Annotated in this window: 20 protein-coding genes; 13 read left to right on the top strand and 7 right to left on the bottom strand. The window is 69.2% G+C overall.

Features of this window, described 5'->3' with window-relative positions:
- Positions 1-240: 240 nt before the first annotated feature.
- Both AC1RU4_RS21175 and AC1RU4_RS21180 read right to left on the bottom strand, forming a co-directional pair.
- Complete coding sequence (locus AC1RU4_RS21175) at positions 241-444, bottom strand: DUF1737 domain-containing protein (protein WP_492893238.1); 204 nt, start codon at positions 442-444, stop codon at positions 241-243.
- A gap of 42 nt (positions 445-486) precedes the next feature.
- A complete protein-coding gene (locus AC1RU4_RS21180; protein ID WP_492893125.1) occupies positions 487-1386 on the bottom strand; it encodes an HpcH/HpaI aldolase/citrate lyase family protein in 900 nt (299 codons plus the stop codon).
- Positions 1387-1542: 156 nt separating this feature from the next.
- Here AC1RU4_RS21180 and AC1RU4_RS21185 point away from each other — a divergent pair, with 156 nt between their 5' ends.
- The 9 genes from AC1RU4_RS21185 to cysW all read left to right on the top strand — a co-directional run bounded on the left by AC1RU4_RS21185 (position 1543) and on the right by cysW (position 9919).
- Positions 1543-2721: an NAD(P)/FAD-dependent oxidoreductase gene (locus AC1RU4_RS21185; RefSeq protein WP_492893126.1), complete on the top strand. Its 1179-nt coding sequence runs from the start codon at positions 1543-1545 to the stop codon at positions 2719-2721.
- 2 nt (positions 2722-2723) lie between these two features.
- Positions 2724-3503, top strand: coding sequence for a DUF429 domain-containing protein (locus tag AC1RU4_RS21190; RefSeq protein WP_492893127.1), 780 nt, complete (start codon positions 2724-2726; stop codon positions 3501-3503).
- A gap of 120 nt (positions 3504-3623) precedes the next feature.
- Complete coding sequence (locus AC1RU4_RS21195) at positions 3624-3950, top strand: DUF2849 domain-containing protein (protein ID WP_492893128.1); 327 nt, start codon at positions 3624-3626, stop codon at positions 3948-3950.
- 28 nt (positions 3951-3978) lie between these two features.
- Positions 3979-5634: a nitrite/sulfite reductase gene (locus tag AC1RU4_RS21200; protein WP_492893129.1), complete on the top strand. Its 1656-nt coding sequence runs from the start codon at positions 3979-3981 to the stop codon at positions 5632-5634.
- Positions 5621-6142: a DUF934 domain-containing protein gene (locus AC1RU4_RS21205; protein ID WP_492893130.1), complete on the top strand. Its 522-nt coding sequence runs from the start codon at positions 5621-5623 to the stop codon at positions 6140-6142. The genes AC1RU4_RS21200 and AC1RU4_RS21205 overlap by 14 nt, the downstream gene beginning before the upstream one ends.
- A complete protein-coding gene (locus AC1RU4_RS21210; protein ID WP_492893131.1) occupies positions 6139-6882 on the top strand; it encodes a phosphoadenylyl-sulfate reductase in 744 nt (247 codons plus the stop codon). The genes AC1RU4_RS21205 and AC1RU4_RS21210 overlap by 4 nt, the downstream gene beginning before the upstream one ends.
- Positions 6883-7079: 197 nt before the next feature.
- Positions 7080-8099: a sulfate ABC transporter substrate-binding protein gene (locus AC1RU4_RS21215; protein WP_492893132.1), complete on the top strand. Its 1020-nt coding sequence runs from the start codon at positions 7080-7082 to the stop codon at positions 8097-8099.
- Between the two features lie 192 nt (positions 8100-8291).
- The gene (gene cysT / locus AC1RU4_RS21220; protein WP_492893239.1) at positions 8292-9080 is read left to right on the top strand and encodes a sulfate ABC transporter permease subunit CysT; all 789 of its coding nucleotides are present in this window, start codon (positions 8292-8294) and stop codon (positions 9078-9080) included.
- Positions 9077-9919 carry a sulfate ABC transporter permease subunit CysW gene (gene cysW, locus AC1RU4_RS21225; protein WP_492893133.1) on the top strand — a complete coding sequence of 281 codons (843 nt, stop codon included), beginning with the start codon at positions 9077-9079 and terminating at the stop codon, positions 9917-9919. Before cysT ends, cysW begins: the two co-directional genes overlap by 4 nt.
- Before the next feature lie 249 nt (positions 9920-10168).
- Here the strand turns inward: cysW and AC1RU4_RS21230 are convergent, their stop codons facing one another.
- Together AC1RU4_RS21230 and hisE are read right to left on the bottom strand one after the other, a co-directional pair.
- Positions 10169-10750 carry a YqaA family protein gene (locus AC1RU4_RS21230; protein WP_492893134.1) on the bottom strand — a complete coding sequence of 194 codons (582 nt, stop codon included), beginning with the start codon at positions 10748-10750 and terminating at the stop codon, positions 10169-10171.
- Between the two features lie 62 nt (positions 10751-10812).
- Positions 10813-11307 carry a phosphoribosyl-ATP diphosphatase gene (gene hisE, locus AC1RU4_RS21235; RefSeq protein ID WP_492893135.1) on the bottom strand — a complete coding sequence of 165 codons (495 nt, stop codon included), beginning with the start codon at positions 11305-11307 and terminating at the stop codon, positions 10813-10815.
- A 247-nt stretch (positions 11308-11554) separates the two neighbouring features.
- Between hisE and AC1RU4_RS21240 the strand changes: the two genes are divergently transcribed.
- Entirely contained in the window at positions 11555-13036 is a 1482-nt protein-coding gene (locus AC1RU4_RS21240; protein ID WP_492893240.1) for a D-alanyl-D-alanine carboxypeptidase family protein, read from the top strand.
- A 17-nt stretch (positions 13037-13053) separates the two neighbouring features.
- Positions 13054-14181 carry a CobW family GTP-binding protein gene (locus AC1RU4_RS21245; RefSeq protein WP_492893136.1) on the top strand — a complete coding sequence of 376 codons (1128 nt, stop codon included), beginning with the start codon at positions 13054-13056 and terminating at the stop codon, positions 14179-14181.
- Positions 14182-14388: 207 nt separating this feature from the next.
- Here the strand turns inward: AC1RU4_RS21245 and AC1RU4_RS21250 are convergent, their stop codons facing one another.
- From AC1RU4_RS21250 to AC1RU4_RS21260, 3 genes are all read right to left on the bottom strand, one after another.
- Positions 14389-15015, bottom strand: a complete 627-nt coding sequence (locus AC1RU4_RS21250) for a CAP domain-containing protein (RefSeq protein ID WP_492893137.1) — start codon at positions 15013-15015, stop codon at positions 14389-14391.
- A gap of 185 nt (positions 15016-15200) precedes the next feature.
- Complete coding sequence (locus tag AC1RU4_RS21255) at positions 15201-17714, bottom strand: DUF3772 domain-containing protein (RefSeq protein ID WP_492893138.1); 2514 nt, start codon at positions 17712-17714, stop codon at positions 15201-15203.
- Positions 17715-17940: 226 nt separating this feature from the next.
- Positions 17941-18594, bottom strand: coding sequence for a GNAT family N-acetyltransferase (locus AC1RU4_RS21260; protein ID WP_492893139.1), 654 nt, complete (start codon positions 18592-18594; stop codon positions 17941-17943).
- 410 nt (positions 18595-19004) lie between these two features.
- Here AC1RU4_RS21260 and zapE point away from each other — a divergent pair, with 410 nt between their 5' ends.
- Together zapE and AC1RU4_RS21270 are read left to right on the top strand one after the other, a co-directional pair.
- Complete coding sequence (zapE, locus tag AC1RU4_RS21265; protein ID WP_492893140.1) at positions 19005-20219, top strand: cell division protein ZapE; 1215 nt, start codon at positions 19005-19007, stop codon at positions 20217-20219.
- Between the two features lie 45 nt (positions 20220-20264).
- Entirely contained in the window at positions 20265-20984 is a 720-nt protein-coding gene (locus AC1RU4_RS21270) for a DUF1003 domain-containing protein (protein ID WP_492893141.1), read from the top strand.
- Positions 20985-21155 lie beyond the last annotated feature (171 nt).

Raw genomic sequence — 21155 nt, forward strand, 5'->3', positions numbered from 1 at the left:
CTCGCCGATGTCGGGGTTTCAGTGGAGCGCCAAACCCGCCGTCAGCGGCGCGCCCCGTCGATGGGCCGGTTTATAGGGGGAGCTTCCGGACCTGTCAACAAGGTCGTTTCAGAAAAAATGACAGGGCGACGACGATCGGGCCTCCGGCGGGTCGCTCGGGAAGAAAGGCTGACCTTTCAATCGGTTAGCCCTCCTGACCTATCCACAGCCCTGTGGATAGGTCGAAAATCGGTCGCAAATTCAGTGGTCGGACAGCACCACGTCGTCGGACCATTCGCCCGCGACTTCCTTGACGATCGCCTGGCCGCAAACGACCCGGCCCTTGAGCGGATCGAAGGTCAGCGTCGGGTTCCCGGAAAGCTGCCAGCCCTTGTTCAGCGCCGCCGAGACGCGCTTGCAGAAGGACACGTCGTCGACCCCGGTGAGATAGCGGTAGAGCTTCATCGTCTGCGTCACGCTCATGGATAGGTTCCTGTCGAAATAGGTTCAGCCGCGCGCGGCGACCGCCTCGGCCAGCGCCACGGTCCTGCGGGCAATGTCGGCATGCATGCGCTCATACATGCGCCCGTCGATCTGCAGCACGCCGGTACCGGCATTCTCCGGCAGATCGAACATCGCGATCAACGCCCGCGCCGTCGCCACCTCGTCCGGCGGCGGGGTGAAGGCGGCGTTGCAGGGAGCGAGCTGCGTCGGGTGGATCAGCGTCTTGCCGTCGAACCCCATCTCGGCCGCCTCGCGGCATTCCCGCGCCAAGCCGCCGAGATCGCGGAAATCGTTCCACACCCCGTCCAGCACCTCGATGCCGGCCGCCCGCGCCGCCAGCACGCACATGGACAGCCATGCCTGCATCGGCGCCCGGCCGGGCAGGATGCGCGCGCCGGTCTCCTTCGACAGGTCGTTGGTGCCGAGCACCAGCACCGCCAGCCGGCTGAGCGGATCGCGCGCGGCGGCGGCGATCGGTCCGACATCGAGCACCGCCTGCGGCGTCTCGATCATCGCCCACAGCTTGAGCGAGGAAGGGGCGCCCAGCGCATCGAGCTTGGCGCCGATCACCCGCAGGGTCTCGGCCGCCGCGATCTTCGGGATCAGCAGCGCATCCGGGCCGCTGCCGGCGGCCGACGCCGCGGCGAAGCGGGCGAGGTCGGCCTCGAACCACGGCGTGTCGGCACCGTTCACCCGCACCACCACCTCGCGATGACCATAGCCGCCCTCATGCAGCGCGCCGGCCACCTGGTCGCGCGCCTGCGCCTTGGCGTCGGGCGCCACGGCGTCCTCGAGATCGATGATGATGCCGTCGGCGGACAGGCTGCGCGCCTTGTCGAGCGCGCGGGCATTGGCGCCGGGCATGTAGAGCACGCTGCGGCGGGGACGGACGGGAGGGGACATGATTCGCTCGGCTAGGTTGGCAAGGTCGCGGTTCGAGCCTATCCCGGCAGGCGGCGACAAACCAACCGCGCCGGCAGGTCTTTTCGCCTCGTGCGGCTCCGCAGCTTTCTTGCGCGAGGCACGGGCGCCGCGCAACGTTTTATCGGGGTGAAGGGCATGGCAGCCGAGGAAAGCTTCGACGTCGTGATCGTCGGCGGCGCGATCATGGGGGCGATGACCGCCTATTTTCTCACGCGCGACCCGGCCTTCACCGGCACGGTCGCGGTGATCGAGCGCGACGCCAGCTTCGCGCAATCCTCGACCACGCTGTCGGCCGCCTCGCTGCGCCAGCAGTTCTCCATCCCCGAGAATATCCGCATGTCGCTGTTCGGGCTGGACTTCCTGCGCTCGGCGAAGGAGCGGTTCGGGGTGGAGACGGATCTTGCCTGGCACGAGGGCGGCTATCTCATCCTCGCCAGCGAGCAGGGCCTGCCGCTGCTCGCTGCCAATCACGCGGTGCAGAAGGCCGAAGGCGCCGATATCGACCTGATGGCGCCCGACGCGCTCAAGGCCGCCTTTCCCTGGCTGAATGTCGAGGGGCTGGCCGCCGGCGCCTATGGCCGCTCCGGCGAGGGCTGGTTCGACGCCCATGCGCTGCTCGGCTGCGTGCGCAGGGCGGCGAGGGCGCAGGGCGCGCATCTGATCGCCGGCGAGGTGGTGGAGATCGCGCGCGAGGGCGGGCGCGTCGCGGGCGTCACGTTGGCCGACGGGCGGCGAATCGCCTGCGGCTGCCTCGTCAACGCCGCCGGACCGCGCGCCGGGCGCGTCGCCGGCATGGCGGGCATCGCGCTGCCGGTCGAGGGACGGAAGCGCTGCGTCTATGTCCTGCACTGCCGCAGCGAGCTGGCGCGCCTGCCGCTGCTGGTCGACCCCAGCGGCTTCTATATCCGCCCGGAAGGCGCCTACCAGATTTGCGGCGCCCCGCCGCCGGAAGACCAGGACCCGGATGCCGACGGCGATTTCGAGGTCGACTGGGCGCTGTTCGAGCAGGAGATCTGGCCGAACCTCGCCTTCCGCATCCCGGCGATGGAAGAGGTGAAGCTGGTGCGCGCCTGGGCCGGCCATTACGAGATGAACCTGCTCGACCACAATGCGGTGATCGGCCCGCACCCCGAGGTGGCGAACTTCTTTTTCCTGAACGGCTTCTCCGGCCACGGCCTGCAGCAGGCGCCCGCCGCCGGCCGCGCCATCGCCGAATGGATCGTGCATGGCCGCTCCCTCTCGCTCGACCTCGGCGTGTTCGGCTATGAGCGCATCCTCGCCGGCCGCCCGCATGCCGAATTGAACATCATCTGAACGTGGAACCGATTCGCGTCGCCGGCGTCGACGGCTGCCGCCGCCTTCCCGATGGATCCGGCGGCTGGGTCGCCGTCCTCATCGAGCCCGGCGGCGCGATGACCGCCGAGCGCCTGACCCGGCTCGACGAGCTGTTCGACCGGCCGCACCCGCCCGCGATCGTCGCCGTCGACATGCCGATCGGCCTGCCGGGGTCGGTCGGGCCGAAGGGTCGCGCGCCGGAGCGGCTGGTGCGCCCCAGGCTGGGCGGGCGGCAGTCGAGCGTGTTCTCGATCCCCTCCCGCGCCGCCGTCCATGCCGCGCTGGATGAAGCCGTCGCCGAAGACCAGCGCTATCGGCATGCCTGCACTGTCGCCCGCGCAACCTCGGATCCGCCGCGAGCCATCGCCAGGCAGGCCTTCCACATCTTCCCGAAGATCGTCGAGATCGACCGCCTGCTGCGCGGGCATCCCGCCCTCGCCCGGCGCATCCATGAATGCCACCCGGAGGTTAGCTTCTGGGCGATGAACGGCGAGCACCCGCTCGATATCGCCAAGAAGGTGAGGCACGCTCCGCACAAGCCGGGCCTCGCGCTGCGGCGGCGACTGCTTGAGGCGCAAGGCTTCGGCGAGGCGGTGCTCTCACCGGCCCGCGCCCGCGCCTTGCACGTCGGCGAGGATGACCTTATCGACGCCTGCGCCGCCGCCTGGACGGCCCGGCGCATCGCCGGCGGCACCGCCATCGGCTTCCCGCCGGTGCCCGAGCGCGACGACGAGGGCCTGCCCATGTGGATCCAGGCTTAATAGTCCACAAAATCTGTAAAATACTAATAACACACACGTCGCATGTGCATTAATTAATTTTGCACGTTCTAAATTCGTGTTATGTAGTGGCTACGCACTAAATACAGGGAATTGCCGGAAATGGCCGCGCCGCAGCAGCAGAAATTGAAGGTCAACGGGCCCGTCGCCGTCACCGCCAACCGTCTCACCGACGGCGCCGTGGTGTGGCGCACCGCCCGTGCCGACTGGTCGACGCAGCTTGCCGACGCCGCGATCGTCACCACCGCGCCGGAGGCGATCGCACTGCTGGAGGCCGCCCACAAGCGCGATACCGATGCCGTCGGCGCCTATGTCGCCCCGGTGGTGATCGCCGAGGACGGCGCCGTGCTTCCCGGCAATCTGCGCGAGCGCATCCGCGTCGCGGGCCCCACTTTCGAGCTGCCCACCTTCGAGCTGCCTGCGGCCTGAGCCGCGTCTTTCGACCGAAACGAGCATCATGTACGTCTACGACGAATTCGACCGCGCCTTCCTCGCCGAACGGGTCGCCGATTTCCGCGACCAGGTCGAGCGCCGCCTGTCGGGCGCGCTGACCGAGGACGAGTTCAAGCCGCTGCGGCTGATGAACGGCGTCTATCTCCAGCTTCACGCCTATATGCTGCGCGTCGCCATCCCCTATGGCACGCTGTCGTCGGACCAGCTGCGCCGCATGGCGCATGTCGCCCGCGTCTATGACCGCGGCTACGGCCATTTCACCACCCGCCAGAACATCCAGTTCAACTGGATCAAGCTGGAGGACCTGCCGCAGGCCATGGCTGATCTCGCCGAGGTCGGCGTGCACGGCATCCAGACCTCGGGCAATTGCATCCGCAACGTCACCACCGACCAGTGGGCCGGGGCGACGCCGGAAGAGTGCGAAGACCCCCGCATCTGGGCGGAGATCCTGCGCCAGTACTCCACCTTCCACCCGGAATTCACCTACCTGCCGCGCAAGTTCAAGATCGCCATCACCGCAGCGGCGCATGACCGTGCCGCCACCAAGGTGCACGATGTCGGCCTGCGCCTGCATCGCAACGAAGCCGGCGAGCTCGGCTTCGAGGTGCTGGTCGGCGGCGGCCTCGGCCGCACGCCCTTCGTCGGCAAGAGCATCCGCCCGTTCCTGCCGGTGCGGCACCTGCTCAGCTACATCGAAGCGATCATGCGCGTGTACAATCAGTTCGGCCGGCGCGACAACATCTACAAGGCGCGCATCAAGATCCTGGTGCACGAGATCGGCGCCGAGGCGTTCTCGCAGGCGGTCGAGGCCGAGTGGGCCAATATCCGCGACGGCGCGCTGAAGCTCACCGACGAGATCATCGACGATATCCGCGCCCGCTTCGTCTATCCCCGCTTCGAGAAGGTCGCCGACGAGCCGGCGGAGCTGAAGGCGGCGCTCGCCGACCCGCGCTTCGCCACCTGGTACCGCAATTCGGTGCACCGGCATAAGGCGCCCGGCTATTCCATCGTCACCATCTCGCTGAAGCCGGTGGGCGGCCCGCCCGGCGACGCCACCGCCGAGCAGATGGACCTCGTCGCCGACCTCGCCGACGCCTACGCCTTCGGCGAGATCCGCGTCGGCCACGAGCAGAATCTCTGCCTGCCCAACGTGGCGCAGCGCGACCTGCCGGAGCTGTGGCGCCAGCTGGACGCGGCCGGGCTTTCCACCCCGAACATCAACCTGGTCAGCGACATCATCGCCTGCCCGGGGCTGGATTATTGCGCGCTGGCCAATGCCCGCGCCATCCCGGTGGCGCAGGAGATCTCCAAGCGCTTCGCCGATCTCGACCGCGCCCGCGGCGTCGGCCGGCTGCACATCAACATTTCCGGCTGCATCAATGCCTGCGGCCACCACCATGTCGGCCATATCGGCATTCTCGGCGTCGAGAAGAACGGCCAGGAATTCTACCAGATCACCCTCGGCGGGCGCGCCGACGAGCAGGCCCAGCTGGGCACGCTGCTCGGCCCGGCCGTCTCCTACGAGCAGGTTCCCGGCCTGATCGAGGACATCGTCGATTCCTATCTCGAGCTGCGCAGCTCCCCCGCGGAACTGTTCGTCGACACCGTCGCCCGCCTCGGCGTCGAACCCTTCAAGGAACGCGTCTATGCCTCTCATTGAAAACGGCAAGCCCGCCTCCGACCGCTTCATCCGCGTCGCCGACGACGAGGCGCTGCCGGAAGGCCGCCCGGTGCTGCTGAGCCTCGACCGCTATCTCGTGGAAGCCGAGGCGCTGCACGCCGCCGGCACCCCGGTCGGGATCGTGTGGCCGAACAACAGGCCGGTCGCCGAGATCGCGCCCTACCTGCCGCACCTGGCGCTGATCGCGCTCAACTTCCCGACCTTCCGCGACGGGCGCGCCTACAGCCAGGCCCGCATCCTGCGCGAGCGGCTGGGCTGGCGCGGGCCGCTGCGCGCGGTCGGCAACGTGCTGCGCGACCAGTTCCTCATCATGTCGCGCTCCGGCTTCGACCAGATCGTGCCGTCCAAGGCCGCCGATTTCGAAGCCTTCGACGCCGCCATTCACAGCTACACCGTGTTCTACCAGCCGACCGGCGACGGGCGCAAAAGCCTGCTGCGCGCGCGGCTGGGCCGTTCGGCGACGCGGGAGCGGGAGGAGGCCGCATGACGTCCGCCCTGCGTTCCGACTTCGCCCTCTGCGCCGAGGGCCTCGCCCCGCTCGACGAGGTGGAGGAGATCGCCCGTACCCTCGAGGGCGCCTCGCCGACCGAGATCATCGCCGCCGCCCAGACCATCATCGGGCGCGACCGGCTGTGCCTCGTCTCGTCCTTCGGCACCGAATCCGCCGTGCTGCTCGCCTTCGCGGCGCAGGTCGACCGCGACATCCCGGTGGTGTTCCTCGATACCGGCTGGCTGTTCGAGGAGACGCTGGCCTATCGCGACACGCTCCAGGCCCAGCTCGGCCTCACCGATATCCGCTCGATCCACCCGGATGCCGACCGGCTGTCCTTGCAGGATCCCGGCAACGACCTGTGGTATTCGGACCCCGATGCCTGCTGCCGCATCCGCAAGGTCGAGCCGCTGGCGAGGTCGCTGTCCGGCTTCTGCGGCTGGTTGAACGGGCGCAAGCGCTACCAGGGCGGCGCCCGCGTCGCCATCCCCGTCGCCGAGCGCGACGGCGCGCGGCTGAAGTTCAACCCGCTCGCCAGCCTCGATCGCGCCGACGTCGAGGCCGCGCATGCGCGCTTCAACCTGCCGGCGCATCCGCTGGCGGCCAAGGGTTTCCCCTCGGTCGGCTGCCTGCCCTGCACCAGCCGCGTCGCGCCGGGCGAGGACCAGCGCGCCGGTCGCTGGCGCGGCCGCGCCAAGACCGAGTGCGGCATCCACACCCTGGTTTCCTCTCACTGAGTTCCTCCCGCGACGGCCTTCGTTCCCACGCAAGGCCAGGCGAAACTCGACGGCGCGCCCTAATTACAGGGGTGCGCCGTTTTTGTTTCTAATTTTCTATATTTTCTGTATTTTTATAGTTGACCGGTTCCAGCTCTCGTGGAACGCTCCCTGGAGTTGCAGAAACGGCCATCCGGCGCCGTTGGGAGAGAACGACCATGTCCTTGCGCTTCAAACATCTCGCGGCGGCCGGCGTCGTCGCTGCACTGATCGCCCCGCTCGCCGCGCCGGCTCCGGTCCGCGCCGCCGACATCACCCTGCTCAACGTGTCCTACGACCCGACACGCGAGTTCTACGCGCAGTTCAACAAGCTCTTTGCCGAGAAGCTGAAGGCCGAGAGCGGCAAGACCGTCGAGATCAAGCAGTCGCATGGCGGCTCCGGCAAGCAGGCCCGCTCGGTGATCGACGGGCTGGAGGCCGACGTGGTGACGCTGGCGCTCGCCTATGACATCGACGCCATCTCCGACAAGGGCTTCCTCGCCAAGGACTGGCAGGCGCGCCTGCCCGACAATTCCTCGCCCTACACCTCGACCATCGTGTTCCTGGTGCGCAAGGGCAACCCGAAGGGCATCAAGGACTGGGACGACCTGGTGAAGCCGGGCGTGCAGGTCATCACCCCCAATCCGAAGACCTCCGGCGGCGCCCGCTGGAACTACCTCGCCGGCTGGGCCTATGCGCTGAAGAAATACGGCTCCGAGGACAAGGCGAAGGCCTATCTCGCCTCGCTGTTCAAGAACGTGCCGGTGCTCGATACCGGCGCGCGCGGCTCCACCGTCACCTTCACCGAGCGCGGCGTCGGCGACGTGCTGCTGGCCTGGGAGAACGAGGCCTTCCTGTCGAAGAAGGAATTCGGCGACGACAAGTTCGACATCGTCGTGCCCTCGCTCTCCATCCTCGCCGAGCCGCCGGTCACGGTGGTCGACAAGGTGGTGGACCGCAAGGGCACCCGCGCGACCGCCGAGAGCTACCTGAAGCTCCTCTACAGCAAGGAAGGCCAGAAGCTCGCCGCGGAGAATTTCTACCGCCCGCGCGACCCGGAAATCGCCGCGCAATACGCCAAGGTGTTCCCGAAGGTCGACCTCGTCACCATCGACGATCCGCAGTTCGGCGGCTGGCGCAAGGCGCAGAAGACGCATTTCGACGATGGCGGCGTCTTCGACCAGATCTACGCCAACTGAGCCCTCCGGCGGGCGGGCCGCGACCCGCCTCGCCGCCCCTTCCATCGAAAGCTTCACGCCGGACCTTTCTCAAGGCCCGGCGTTGCTCTTATGATGCCCGCCGCGGGGAGCGGATACGTGACGGACACAGTAGCGAGTACAGCGACGGCAGCGGCGCGCCAGCGCGGCGTGATTCCGGGATTCGGCCTGACGATGGGGCTGACCATCCTGTGGCTCTCGCTCATCGTCCTCATCCCGCTCGCCGGGCTGTTCCTGAAGACGGCGGAGCTGACGCCGCAGCGCATCTTCGCCATCCTCTCCGCCACCCGCACGCTGAACGCGCTGAAGATCTCCTTCGGCCTGTCGCTGATCGCCGCCGCGGTCAATCTGGTGCTCGGTGCCGTCGTGGTCTGGGCGCTGGTGCGCTACGATTTTCCCGGCCGGCGGCTGCTCGACGCGCTGGTCGACATCCCCTTCGCCCTCCCCACCGCGGTGGCCGGCATCGCGCTGACCACGCTCTATGCCGAGAACGGCTGGCTCGGCTCGCTGCTGGTGCCGTTCGGCGTCAAGGTGTCCTTCACCCCGCTCGGCATCCTGGTGGCGCTCATCTTCATCGGCCTGCCCTTCGTGGTGCGCACGGTGCAGCCGGTGCTGGAGGACCTCGACCATGAGTTGGAGGAGGCCGCCGCCACGCTCGGCGCCAGCCGCTTCACCACGATACGCCGGGTGGTGCTGCCCACCGTGCTGCCGGCCTTCCTCACCGGCTTCGCCCTCGCCTTCGCCCGCGCGGTCGGCGAGTACGGCTCGGTGATCTTCATCGCCGGCAACCTGCCCAACGTGTCGGAAATCGCCCCGCTCCTCATCGTCATCCGGCTCGAGGAGTTCCGCTACGCCGACGCCACCACCATCGCCGCCACCATGCTGGTGGCCTCCTTCGCGCTGCTCTTCGTCATCAACGGCCTGCAGCGCTGGTCGCAGACCCGCACCGGGAGGCTCGGATGAGGCCGGAACCGGTCCGCAGCGAGACGCCGGCGGTCCGGTGGACCGTCATCGCGGTGGCGACGCTGTTCATCGGCGTGTTCATCGTGCTGCCGCTGATCAACGTCTTCGCCCAGGCCTTCGCGAAGGGCTGGGAGGCCTATGCCACCGCCCTGGTCGAGCCCGACGCGCTCGCCGCCATCGAGCTGACGCTGATCGTCTCCGCCATCTCGATCACCGCCAATACAGTGATGGGTCTCGTCATGGCCTGGGCGATCACCAAGTTCAGCTTCCCCGGCAAGAGCTTCCTCATCACCCTGATCGACCTGCCCTTCTCGGTGTCGCCGGTGGTGGCCGGCCTCGTCTTCGTGCTGCTGTTCGGCGCCCAGGGCTATTTCGGCCCGTGGCTGATCGAGAACGGCTGGAAGATCATCTTCGCCTGGCCGGGTATCGCGCTCGCCACCATCTTCGTCACCTTCCCCTTCGTGGCGCGCGAGCTGATCCCGCTGATGCAGGAGCAGGGCACCAGCGAGGAGGAGGCGGCGGTGACGCTCGGCGCCTCGGGCTGGCGGGTGTTCTCCCGCGTCACCCTGCCCAACATCAAATGGGCGCTGCTCTACGGCATCCTGCTGTGCAATGCCCGCGCCATGGGCGAGTTCGGCGCCGTCTCGGTGGTGTCGGGCCATGTGCGCGGCGAGACCAACACCATCCCGCTGCAGGTCGAGATCCTCTACAACGAGTACCAGTTCCAGGCGTCCTTCGCGGTCGCCTCGCTGCTGGCCTTCCTCGCCATCGTCACCCTGTTCGCCAAGACGGTGCTGGAAAGCCGCGTCCACTCCCGCCGCCAGCGCGGCGGGCAGTGAGCCAGGCCTCTGCCGCCAGCGCGGCGGGCAGTGAAGACGCGGCGAAGCGGACAGGCGGGTGCATGCTTCGAGACGCGGGGCCGTGCCCCGCTCCTCAGCATGACGGGGTTGCCATGTGGCGGCCGGCTCTTTCCGCCCTCGTCATCCTGAGGCGCCCGGCACCGCCGGGCCTCGAAGGACGCAGCACGTCCGCCCCAAAAGCATCGCCCCCCAGGCACCACCCCGAAGCACCGCCCCGAAGCCTCGTCCTCAGAACAGGTAGATCGCCCCGATGAAGCCGGCGACGATCACCACGGCGGCGATGGCGGTAACGAGGCCCAGCCGCTCCTCGATGAAGCTGCGCGCCGACGGCCCGATCCAGTACAGCAGGCCCGCCACCAGGAAGAACCGCATCCCGCGGGTGATCACCGACAGCACGACGAACCAGAACAGGCTGTAATGCGCGAAGCCGGAGGTGATGGTCACCACCTTGTAGGGGATCGGCGTCAGCCCCTTGATCAGGATGATCCAGTGCCCGTATTCGGCATAGGCCTTGGCGAAGGCGTCGACCTTGCCGCCATAGCCGTAGAGCTGGATCAGGAACAGGCCGACGGTGTCGTAGAGCAGCAGGCCGATCGCATAGCCGACCAGGCCGCCCAGCACCGAGGCCAGCGTGCACACGAAGGCATACCACCACGCCTTGTCCGGGCGGGCGACGCACATCGGCACCAGCATGATGTCGGGCGGCACCGGGAAGAACGAGCTTTCCGCCGCCGAGACGCCGGCAAGCATCCAGGTCGCCGAGGGACGCTCGGCCAGATCGATGACCCATTGATAGAGGCGGCGCAGCATGCGGGCTCCGGCAGCACCGGCGCGGCTCCGCTCGGGGCCGGCCTGGGAACGGGGACCTCGCCTCAGCCCGGCCGGCGGCGCGGGCGTGGTGCCGGCGGCGGGCCGGCGAGCGCGGCGGCGCCCGGCGCGGCGTCGGCCGTCGCATCCTCGCCCGCATCGCCGGCATGCGCCGCGACGATGTCGGAGAGCACCGGATAGCCGGAATGGCCGGCGCTGTCACGGTTGCGCAGCGGCAATTGGTCGGCGTCGCCCCATCCGCCCGCCTTTGCCCGCTTGCCCGGCTTGGGCAGCTTCTCGGCCATGCCCAGCATCTGCTCGCGCCGGCGCATCTCCGCCCACACGTCCTCGGGCGCGATGCCGAGATCGACCCAGAGCACTACCAGGTTGTAGAGAAGGTCGGCGCTCTCGCGCACCACGCCCGGCGCATCGCCGACCGCGCCGTCCAGCGCCACCTCCACCGCTTCCTCCGCCACTTTCTTGGCGATGAAGGAGCGCCCGCGGGCGAACAGCTTGGCCGTGCGCGGCGAGGGAAGATGTCCCCTGCGCGTCGCGCTCACGGCCTCGTGAAGACGGCGGATCGAATCGGTCATTTCCTCGATATTAACGCAGCGGCGATGAAGATTGCATGGCGGCCGCAAAGCGTGACCCTGCAGGCCGCGACTGCCCGATTCCCGCCGTTTCGCACCGGCAGGATGCCGCTTCCCGCCCGCCGCCGCGCCCGCGCCTTTTGATCCCGGACGACGGACGGGGTATGGAAGGGCGCTTCGGACCTTTCCTCGCCAGCAAAACGGATCGCGCCGCGTGTTGAACCTCTTCTCCCGCCGCACCCGCATCCCGTCGCTCGCGCTTGCCGGCATCCTGGCCGCGCTGGCGCCGTGGGTCGCCTCCTCGGCGGCGCAGGCGACGCCCTCGCTGGTGGTCGAGGTCGAGAGCGGCAAGGTGCTGCTGGCCGAGGAGGCCACCAAGCCGTGGTATCCGGCCTCGATCACCAAGCTGATGACCGCCTATGTCACCTTCCAGGCCCTGCGCGCCGGCCGGCTGACGCCGCAGACCCTCATCACCGTCTCGGCGAATGCCGCCTCGCAGCAGCCCTCCAAGATGGGCTTCGTGCCGGGCACGCAGGTCACCGTCGACAACGCGCTGAAGATGATGCTGGTGAAGTCGGCCAACGACATCGCCGTCGTCCTCGCCGAGGGCGTTGGCGGCTCGGTGCCGGCCTTCGTCGGGGAGATGAACCAGGCCGCCCGCGAGCTCGGCATGACCGGCTCGCATTTCGCCAATCCGAACGGCCTGCCCGATCCCGACAACGTCACCACCGCGCGCGACCTCGCCGTGCTCGCCCGCGCCCTGCTGCTGGAATATCCCGAATACGATGAGATGTTTCGCATCCCGGCGATGAAGATCGGCCCGGCGGTGATCCGCAGCTACAACAAGCTGATCGACCGCTATCCCGGCGCCGACGGCATGAAGACCGGCTTCATCTGCGCCTCCGGCTTCAACCTGGTGGCGAGCGCCCATCGCGGCGACAAGCGGCTGATCGCGGTGGTGCTCGGCACCAATTCCGGCAAGGACCGCACCGAGCAGGCGGCGCTGCTGCTGGAGAAGGGCTTCAACCATTCCTGGCAGATCTTCGGCGCCGTCGCCCCGACGCTGGATTCGCTGCGCAACGAGGGCGGGCCGCCCGCCGACATGCGGGCGCAGGTCTGCGGCGGCAAGCGCAAGAACACCGCCTCGGAGGCCGACGACGACAGCGGCCCGGCGCCGACCGGCTTCGTCGCCGCCGGCATGGCCGGCCTCGGCGACAAGGTGACCGGCGCCAGCCTGCTGCAGAAGCTGCCGCCCTCGATGACGCCGGTCGAGGTGTTCGTCGGCCCCTATCCCAGCGCCGAGGCGCTTGCCGCCGCCTATCCGCCGCCGCCGGAGAAGAAGGCCCCGGCCAAGGACAAGAAGATCATCGGCGCCAAGCAGGTCGCCATTCCCGTCTCCCCGGCCAAGCCCGCGAAACCCGCGGCCAAGCCGCCGGCGGGTGCGTCAGCGACCGCCTCCGCCGATCCTGCCACCGCGACCGATCCCGCCGACCCGGCCGCCGCGCCGAAGCCGGCGACCGCCAAACCTGCGGCCAAGCCCGCCGCGAAACCGGCCGGCACCACCGCCTCGGCGGCCAAGCCCACGGCTAAGCCGGCCGCCAAGCCCGCCGCCAAGAAGCCGGCGGCCCCGTCGGCGGCGCAGCCGACCATCATCTATGCCCCGGTGCCGATGCCCAATCCCGTCCCGGCGCCGCAATAGGCCGGGCGGAGCACATCATGAACGACCAGCCGCGACGGCCGCCGGAGCCGATACCGGTCACGCTGCTCACCGGCTTCCTGGGCGCCGGCAAGACCACGCTGCTCAACCGGCTGCTGTCCGATCCCGGCCTCACCGACACCGCCGTGCTGATCAACGAGTTCGGCGAGATCGGGCTCGACCATCTGCTGGTGCAGCATTTCGACGATTCCACCGTGCTGCTCGCCTCCGGCTGCCTGTGCTGCACGGTGCGCGGCGACCTGGTCGAGGGGCTGGAGCATCTGCTGCGCCGCATGGATAACGGCGCCATCCCGCCGTTCCGGCGGGTGATGATCGAGACCACCGGCCTCGCCGACCCGGCGCCGATCCTGCACGTGCTGATGATGCACCCCTATCTCGTCCTGCGCTTCCGCCTCGACGGGGTGGTGAGCGTGATCGACGCGGTGAACGGCCTCGCGACGCTGGACGCCCACCCGGAAGCGGTGCGGCAGGCGGCGATCGCCGACCGCATCGTGCTCACCAAGACCGATCTCCTGGATACACCGGAGCGCGAAGCCGGCTTCCGCGCCCTCAATGAGCGGCTCGACGCCCTCGCCCCCGGCGCGGTGCGCCTCGACGCGGCGAAGGGCGAGGCGACACCGGCGGCGCTGCTCGATGCCGGGCTCTACAATCCGGCGGCGAAGATCCCCGACGTGGCCAACTGGCTGCGGGCCGAAGCGATCGACGCGGCGGAGGCGGCGCAGCGCGGGCACCGGCACGACGCCAACCGGCATGACGACCGCATCCGCGCCTTCACCGTCGCCACCGAGGCGGCGGTGCCGGCGGCGGCGCTCGACATGTTCCTGGAGCTGGTGCGCGGCATGCACGGCGACAAGCTCCTGCGCCTCAAGGGCATCGTGAAGCTCGCCGAGGACCCGGAGCACCCGCTGGTGCTGCATGCGGTGCAGCAGGTGCTGCATCCGCCGAGCCAGCTCGCGGGCTGGCCGGACGAGGACCGGCGCACCCGCCTCGTGATGATCGTGCGCGATGTCGAGCCGGCGGTGATCCGCCGGCTGTTCGACGCCTTCATGGGCCTGCCGGGCCCGGACCAGCCGGACGGCACGGCGCTCACCGACAACCCGCTCGCCCCGGCGACGCTGCGGCGCTGAGGGCGGCGGCGCTGAAAGTCGGAGCCGGACACGACGTCGGCCTGCATGCGTGGTAGGCCGGCCCTGCGTGCTTCGAGACGCGGGGCCTTGCCCCGCTCCTCAGCATGACGAAGGGGACTTCCAACTGCCGATACAACCCCCGTCATCCTGAGGTGCCCGGCGCAGCCGGGCCTCGAAGGACGCAGGAGGCATCTCCGCCAGGTGCGCTCACTGCCCCGGCAGTGGCGCCCCGCCGAACGTCACGGTCGTCGCGCCCGGCGCCGCCGGGGCCGGCTGAGCCCCCTGCGCCGCCGCGACGGCCGCGGCTTCCAGCTTCGGGTCCGGCGTGCCCAGAACCATCGCCCAGTAGACGCGGTAGCGGCTCTTCGGCGCCGTCACCGCCGCGATGCCGATCCGGGTCGCGCCCGGCGTCAGCATGTTCTTGTTGTGCGAGGGCGAATCCCGCCAGCCGGAAAACGCCTCCGCCAGCGTGTGGTAGCCGGCGCCGACATTCTCCACCGCCGTCAGCCCGGTCCATCCCGCCGCCTTCAGCCGGGCGGCGAAGCTGCGCCCGCCCACCGAATGCGAGAGCTCGTCGGCCACCGCCATCGCCCGCGCCTGCTGCAAGGCCACCTGCGTCAGCACCGGATCGACGCTGACCGCCGGCAGGCCGCGACCGCGCCGATAGTCGCTCACCAGCGAGGCGGCGGCCTCCGGGTCGAGCTGGCCGCCCTTGGAGAGGTCGGCATAGAAGGTCGGGTCGGTCGCCAGCGGCGGCGGCGCGGCGCAGCCGGCCAGAGCGAGCGGCAGCAGCAGCGCCGCGGCGGCGAAGCGCGAGATCGAAGGAGCCGGCATGGTCGCCTCACGGGCAGGAGAACTGGAGCGGAGAATCTGGAGCGGAGAATCGGGAGCGGAAGACTTTGGAGCAGAGAACTTTCGGAAGAAGAAACAGCCGCCGCCGCAGGACGGTCGGGCGCCCCGCGAGACCAGTCACCGCGCGAGGCGAGGCCGGGCGGGACGGGGTGCAAGCCGGGATCGGGTCAGCCGTCCTCGCCGGTGGCCGCATCCTTCGCCTCGAGCGAACCGCCGCGGTAGATGCTCCACGGCGTGAAGGGGATGCCGATGCGCGCCGCCTTCATGCGGTCGAGCACGGCGAAATGCAGGTCGCTCTTCACCGTCAGCGCATAGTCGACATTGGCGACCACGCAGCGCAGCTCGAATTGCAGGTAGCTGTCGCCGAACTTCACCAGGAACACCCGCGGCGGCGGCGAGCGCAGCACCTGCGGATGGTCGCAGGCGACGCCGATCAGCAGGTCGCGCACCTCCTCGGCGTCGGCATCGTAGGCGACGTTGATCTGCAGGATGACGCGGCCGGTGGTGTTGGCGTGGGTGTAGTTCTTGACCAGCCCGGTGATGAGGTCGGAATTGGGGATCAGCACCGCCGCGCGGTCGAAGGTCTCGATCTCGGTGGCGCGCACCGAGATGCGCCGGACATAGCCTTCCTCGCCCTTCACCGAGATGGTGTCGCCGACCCGGATCGGCCGCTCGGCGAGCAGGATCAGGCCGGAGACGAAATTCGACACGATCGACTGCAGGCCGAAGCCGATGCCGACCGAGAGCGCGCCGGCCACCAGCGCGAAATTCTGCAGGTTGAGCCCGATCTGCCCCGCCGCCACGGCGATCACCGCGATGGAGACCACATAGCCGATAATGGTGGCGATGGAGTTCTGCAGGCCGGGATCGAAGGCGGTGCGCGGCAGGATCGCCACCGAGAACCAGCGCTGGATGGCGCGGGCGACGACGATGCCGACCACCAGGAACAGGATGGCGTAGAGGATGTCGCCTACCGTCACCGTCGAGGTGCCGATGGTGAAGCCGAAGGTGATGCGGCTGGCGAAATCCCGCATGTCGGCGGTGGAGGTGCCCCAGGTGCCGATGACGACGATCACCGCCAGCAGCACGACCACCACCTTCAGCACGCCGGCAACCAGCACGCCGATGAGTTCGAGGCTCGCCGGGCGCACGCCGAGGGTGCGGGCGGCGGCGCGCACGCGGTGGCGATGCGCCATGCCGTCGACGAAGAAGGCGTTCACCAGCGCGATGGCGATATAGACGGTGAGCGAGAACACCACGGCCAGGAAGGCGCGCGTGGCGAGGAAGCTCGCCAGGCTGACATAGCCGGCGAGAAGCGCGCCGAGCACGACGAAGTTGAGGATCCAGAACGGGAACCGGCTCCATTGCAGCGCCGCGAAGCCGGCCTCCGTCAGCGTGGTTTCCGGCTCTGCCCTGCCCGCCGCCGCAGTAGCCGCAGCAACAGCCGGTGCCGGGGCCGGGGCGGCCTCCGTCTCCTCGTCGTCGTCCGCGCCGTCGCCGGCAAGCGCCCGGAGGGTCACGATCGCCAGCAGCGCCAGCGCCAGCGCCAGCAGCGCATTGTTGGAGACGGTCAGCGCCACCGGCATCACCAGCGCGCGGTGCAGATTGTTGAGGAAGGCGGCGGCCGACAGCGCCCACACGCCGATCGACAGGTTGCGGTAGAGCAGCCGGGCGATGCCGTCGTTCAGCGGCACCACCCGCCGCTGCGGTTCGTCCGGGGCCAGCGAGGCCAGCAGCATGCCGCGCCCGACGGCGAAGATCGCCACCGCGAGCACGACGCCCTGCCCCACCTCGACGATGCGCGGCGGCAGCACGTCGAAGCCGTCGAGCAGCGCCAGGGCGGCAAGGGCGGCGAGGATCGGCGGGAAAATGGCGATGACGCCGGTGAGCACCGAGGCGGAGCAGGCGCGCAGCCGCGGCATCGGCTCGCCGTCGCTTTCCATCCGCATCCGCTCCAGCGGCCGCCGCAGCAGCCGGCGCAGGCAGACGGTCAGGGCGATGATCAGGCCGACGCCGATCGCCAGCGCGATCTGTCCCCACAGCGCCATGCGGCCGTCGGCATAGACCTGCCAGTCGCCGAGCAGGTAACGCACGCCGCGCGCCTCCATCGCCATGGCGCTGACGGTCGAGGTCCACAGCTCGGGATCGAGAATCGAATAGGAGCGCGCCAGCAGCGTGTCGGTGAACAGCGCGCGACGGCGGCTGATGATGCGGTCCGACATCTGGTCGGCGCGCGAGTTCAGCAGCCGCACCTGCTTGGTGATGCCGTCGATCTCGGCGGCGCGGGCGATCAGGTCGTCGCGGTCGGAGGTGATGGAGGGGCTCTCCGGCGGCGCGTCGGCCGCCGGCTTCGGGCCGATCTCCTGGATGCGGTGGTTTACATCCGCCAGCAACGGGTCGAGCACGGCGAGCGCCCCGGTCAGGGCGGTGCGCACCGGGTCGAGGCGGGAGCGCAATTCGTCGAGGTCCTGCGAGCGCAGGCCGTCGCGGCCGAGGCCGGCCTCGACGCTGTCGACGATGGCCCGCTGCCCCTCCAGCCGGTCGTGCACCCCCTTGGCGTCGGGCGTTCCCTGCGCATGGGCGACGCCGCCGGCCACGAGCAGCACGAAGAACAGCGCCGCCAGGACGGCACGCAGCGCGCCGGTCGCGACGTCAGGGGCAAGGCGACGATAGGGGGCCATGAACACGGACGGATTCGATGAGACGGACCTGAAGGAGGGACCTGTCTCACGCCCGAACGCGGCCAAGTCAAGGCGAGCGATTCAAGGCGAGCGCTTCAAGACCACCTGGTCAAGCGGGGTTCGTCAAAGCGTGTTCGTCACGCCGGGGCCGATGCGAGCCGGCGGAGGAGGAAGGCGACAGCGATATCGGGGCGATGTCGGGGCGACGGCGTGTGCGCCGTCGGCCTCAATTGCCGCGCTCCGGCTTCGGCAGCAGCCGGTCCTGCAGCTCGTAGGCCGAGGAGAACACCGCGAAGACGTCGCCCAGCATCTCGCGCATCCACGAGAACGGCGTGGCGCGCGGCGCCCGCATATGGCCGATCATCTCGGTCTCGTCGAAGGAGAAATCGGCGGCGTGGTGCAGCGCGATGGCCTTCATCCGCCCGTTATTGGGCAGGAACATCACTTCGAGGTCCTGGATGCCGCGATTCTGCGCCAGCAGCACCAGATGGCGCATCAGCGCCGAGCCGATGCCCTTGCCCTGCCAGTCGCGCTCGACGCTGAAGGCGGCCTCGGCGCCCGCCGGCTTGCCGGCCTTGCGCGGCAGCGGATGCAGCTCGGCGGCGGCGCGCAGCTCGCCGTCGACGAAATAGCCGACCAGCGTGTTGCGCCCGTCCATCGCCCGGATGCTGTGGCGGGCGAGCGCGGCGTCGGACACCACGCCGCCGAAGCGCATGAAGCGGCTCAGCGGATCGAGGCGCAGCAGATGGTCGAGAAACGCCTGCCGCTCGGCGGGCACGATCTTGCGGATCACGCCCTCGGCGGGGTCCGTGCGGGCAGTCCGCACGTCGCCTGCGGTGTTCGTGACGGAAGATGTATCGATCATCGGTGCATCGGGCATTGGGCTTCCACCGCCTTGTTGCGGTGCCACATAAATATGCGCACCGCAGCATGACACAACCGACAGCCCTGCATGGCTCGCATGCAGGTCGCGCGAGCCGGAGGTGGCGATGCACCGCCTCAGGCACAGGCGCGACGCCGCCGCGGGAGCCGTCAGGGCACCCGCCGTCCGAGCGCATAGTGGAGCCGCCACCGGCCCGGTCAAGTCGGTAAGGTTGCGCATTCGGCGCCAGAGCCCCCGGCAGCGGCGCCACCTTGCGAATTGTCCCGATATTCCTACGAAAGACGCATGGATGATTGCGCGTGCGCACGAAATATCCCGAACCTTCGTCCTATAGGATGCGGCGGCGGCTTGCTGCACGGGCCGGCGCTCGCTAGTTGTGCACGGCACAATCTGAGGAGTTCGGCCAGATGGAGGTTGCGGCAGAAGCGGGCGGGTCGGTGCTTGCGGCGCGCTATGTCGCCCGCATGGCCGCCGGCGACATCGCCCCCGATGCCGGCCAGGCCAAGGTGGTGGCGGCCCTCGCCCAGCTCGAGCAGCGCATCGCCACGCGGCGCCTCGCCCGCAAGTCCTCGGCGCTGGGCTGGCTGTTCGCCAAGCGCGACATCCAGCAGCCGCCGCCGCGCGGGCTCTACATCCACGGCTCGGTCGGCCGCGGCAAGACCATGCTGGTCGACCTGTTCTACGAATGCGTCGCGGTGCGCAAGCGCAAGCGGCGGGTGCATTTCCACGAGTTCATGGCCGACGTGCACGCCCGCATCTTCAAGGTGCGCGGCGACATGAAGGCGGGCACGCTCAAGGAGGCCGACCCCATCGCCACCGTCGCCAAGGCGCTGGCGGAGGAGGCGTGGCTGCTGTGCTTCGACGAGTTCCACGTCACCGACATCACCGACGCGATGATCCTCGGCCGGCTGTTCGAGAAGCTGTTCGCCTGCGGCGTCGTCATCGTCGCCACCTCCAACGTGGCGCCGGAGAACCTCTACGAGGGCGGCCTCAACCGCGCGCTGTTCCTGCCCTTCATCAAGATGATCGAAGAGCACATGGACGTGGTGCGCATCGATTCCCCCACCGACTACCGCATGGAGAAGCTCGACGGCGTGCGCACCTGGTACGTGCCCGGCGTGCACGGCACCCCGGCCGAGGTCGACCGCGAGATCGACAAGGTCTGGCGCCGCATCGCCGGCGCCGATGGCGGCGCGCCGGCCTCGGTGGTCTCGGGCGGCCGCACCATCCGGGTGCCGAAGGCCGGCGGCGGCGCGGCGCGCTTCTCCTTCGCCGACCTGTGCGAGGCCCCGCTCGGCGCCTCGGACTATCTGCGCCTCGCCCGCGCCTATCACACCCTCCTGATCGAGCACGTCCCGGTGCTGGACCAGGACCGGCGCAACGAGGCCAAGCGCTTCATCACCCTCATCGACGAGCTCTACGACAAGGGCGTCAAGGTGCTGGCCTCCGCCGCCGCCGAGCCGGACGGCCTCTATCTCGGCACCCAGGGCGCCGAAGCGTTCGAATGGGCCCGCACCGTCTCGCGCCTGCACGAGATGCGCTCGATGGACTATCTCGCCCGCCCGCACGGGCGCGGCGATTCGCATGCCAGCGGCGACACCACCGGCCTGGTGGAGACCTGAGCGCGATCGGCGCACAAGACGCGGCGGATCGCAGGGAGTGCGTGCATGAAGAGCCAGCCGCCTGCCCATACCCCGCACCAGCACGTCTGTGCGCTGACCGGCGCCGTCGTCTCGGACCGCACCGGCGTGCGGCTCGGCACGCTGCGCCCCTCGCTCGCCGCCCATATCCGCGCCGCCCATCCCGACATCGCCGACGATGCCTGGATCTCGCACGGCGCGCTGGCCGCCGAGCGGGCCAACCTCGTCGCCGAGGCACTGACCGCCGAGCGCGGCGACCTCTCCGACATCGAGCGCGACGTCATAAGCAGCCTCGCCCGCAACGAGACCCTCGCCGAGAATGTCGAGGAGGAGCTGGACGAGAAGCGCACCTTCGGCGAGCGCTGCGCCGACCTCATCGCCAGCTTCGGCGGCAGCTGGACCTTCATCATCAGCTTCATGGTGCTGCTGGTGGTGTGGATGATGATCAACGCCTGGTTCCTGCGGACCGGGGCGTTCGATCCCTACCCGTTCATCCTGCTCAACCTGGTGCTGTCCTGCATCGCCGCCCTGCAGGCGCCGGTGATCATGATGAGCCAGAAGCGGCAGGAGGCGAAGGACCGGCTGCGCTCGGAGAACGACTACCGGGTCAACCTCAAGGCGGAGCTGGAAATCCGCCACCTGCACGAGAAGATCGACCACATGCTGAACCAGCAGTGGGAGCGGCTCGCCAAGATACAGTCGATCCAGATCGAGCTGATGGAGGAATTGCTGGAGCGCCGCCGCTGACCGTCCCCTCGCCGGCCGGGCAGGCGCGGGACCGCGCGTGTCGCCCCGCCGGATCCAGATGCCGCCGGGCCTGACGCTTCGCCGACGAAACATATCTCAGGTATTCAGCATGCCATATGCCACGATCATCGTCGTAAAGTCGTAGACTGCAATGTTTACACTATCGGCCAT

The sequence above is a fragment of the Ancylobacter sp. GW821-FHT10E12 genome, from assembly GCF_058809335.1.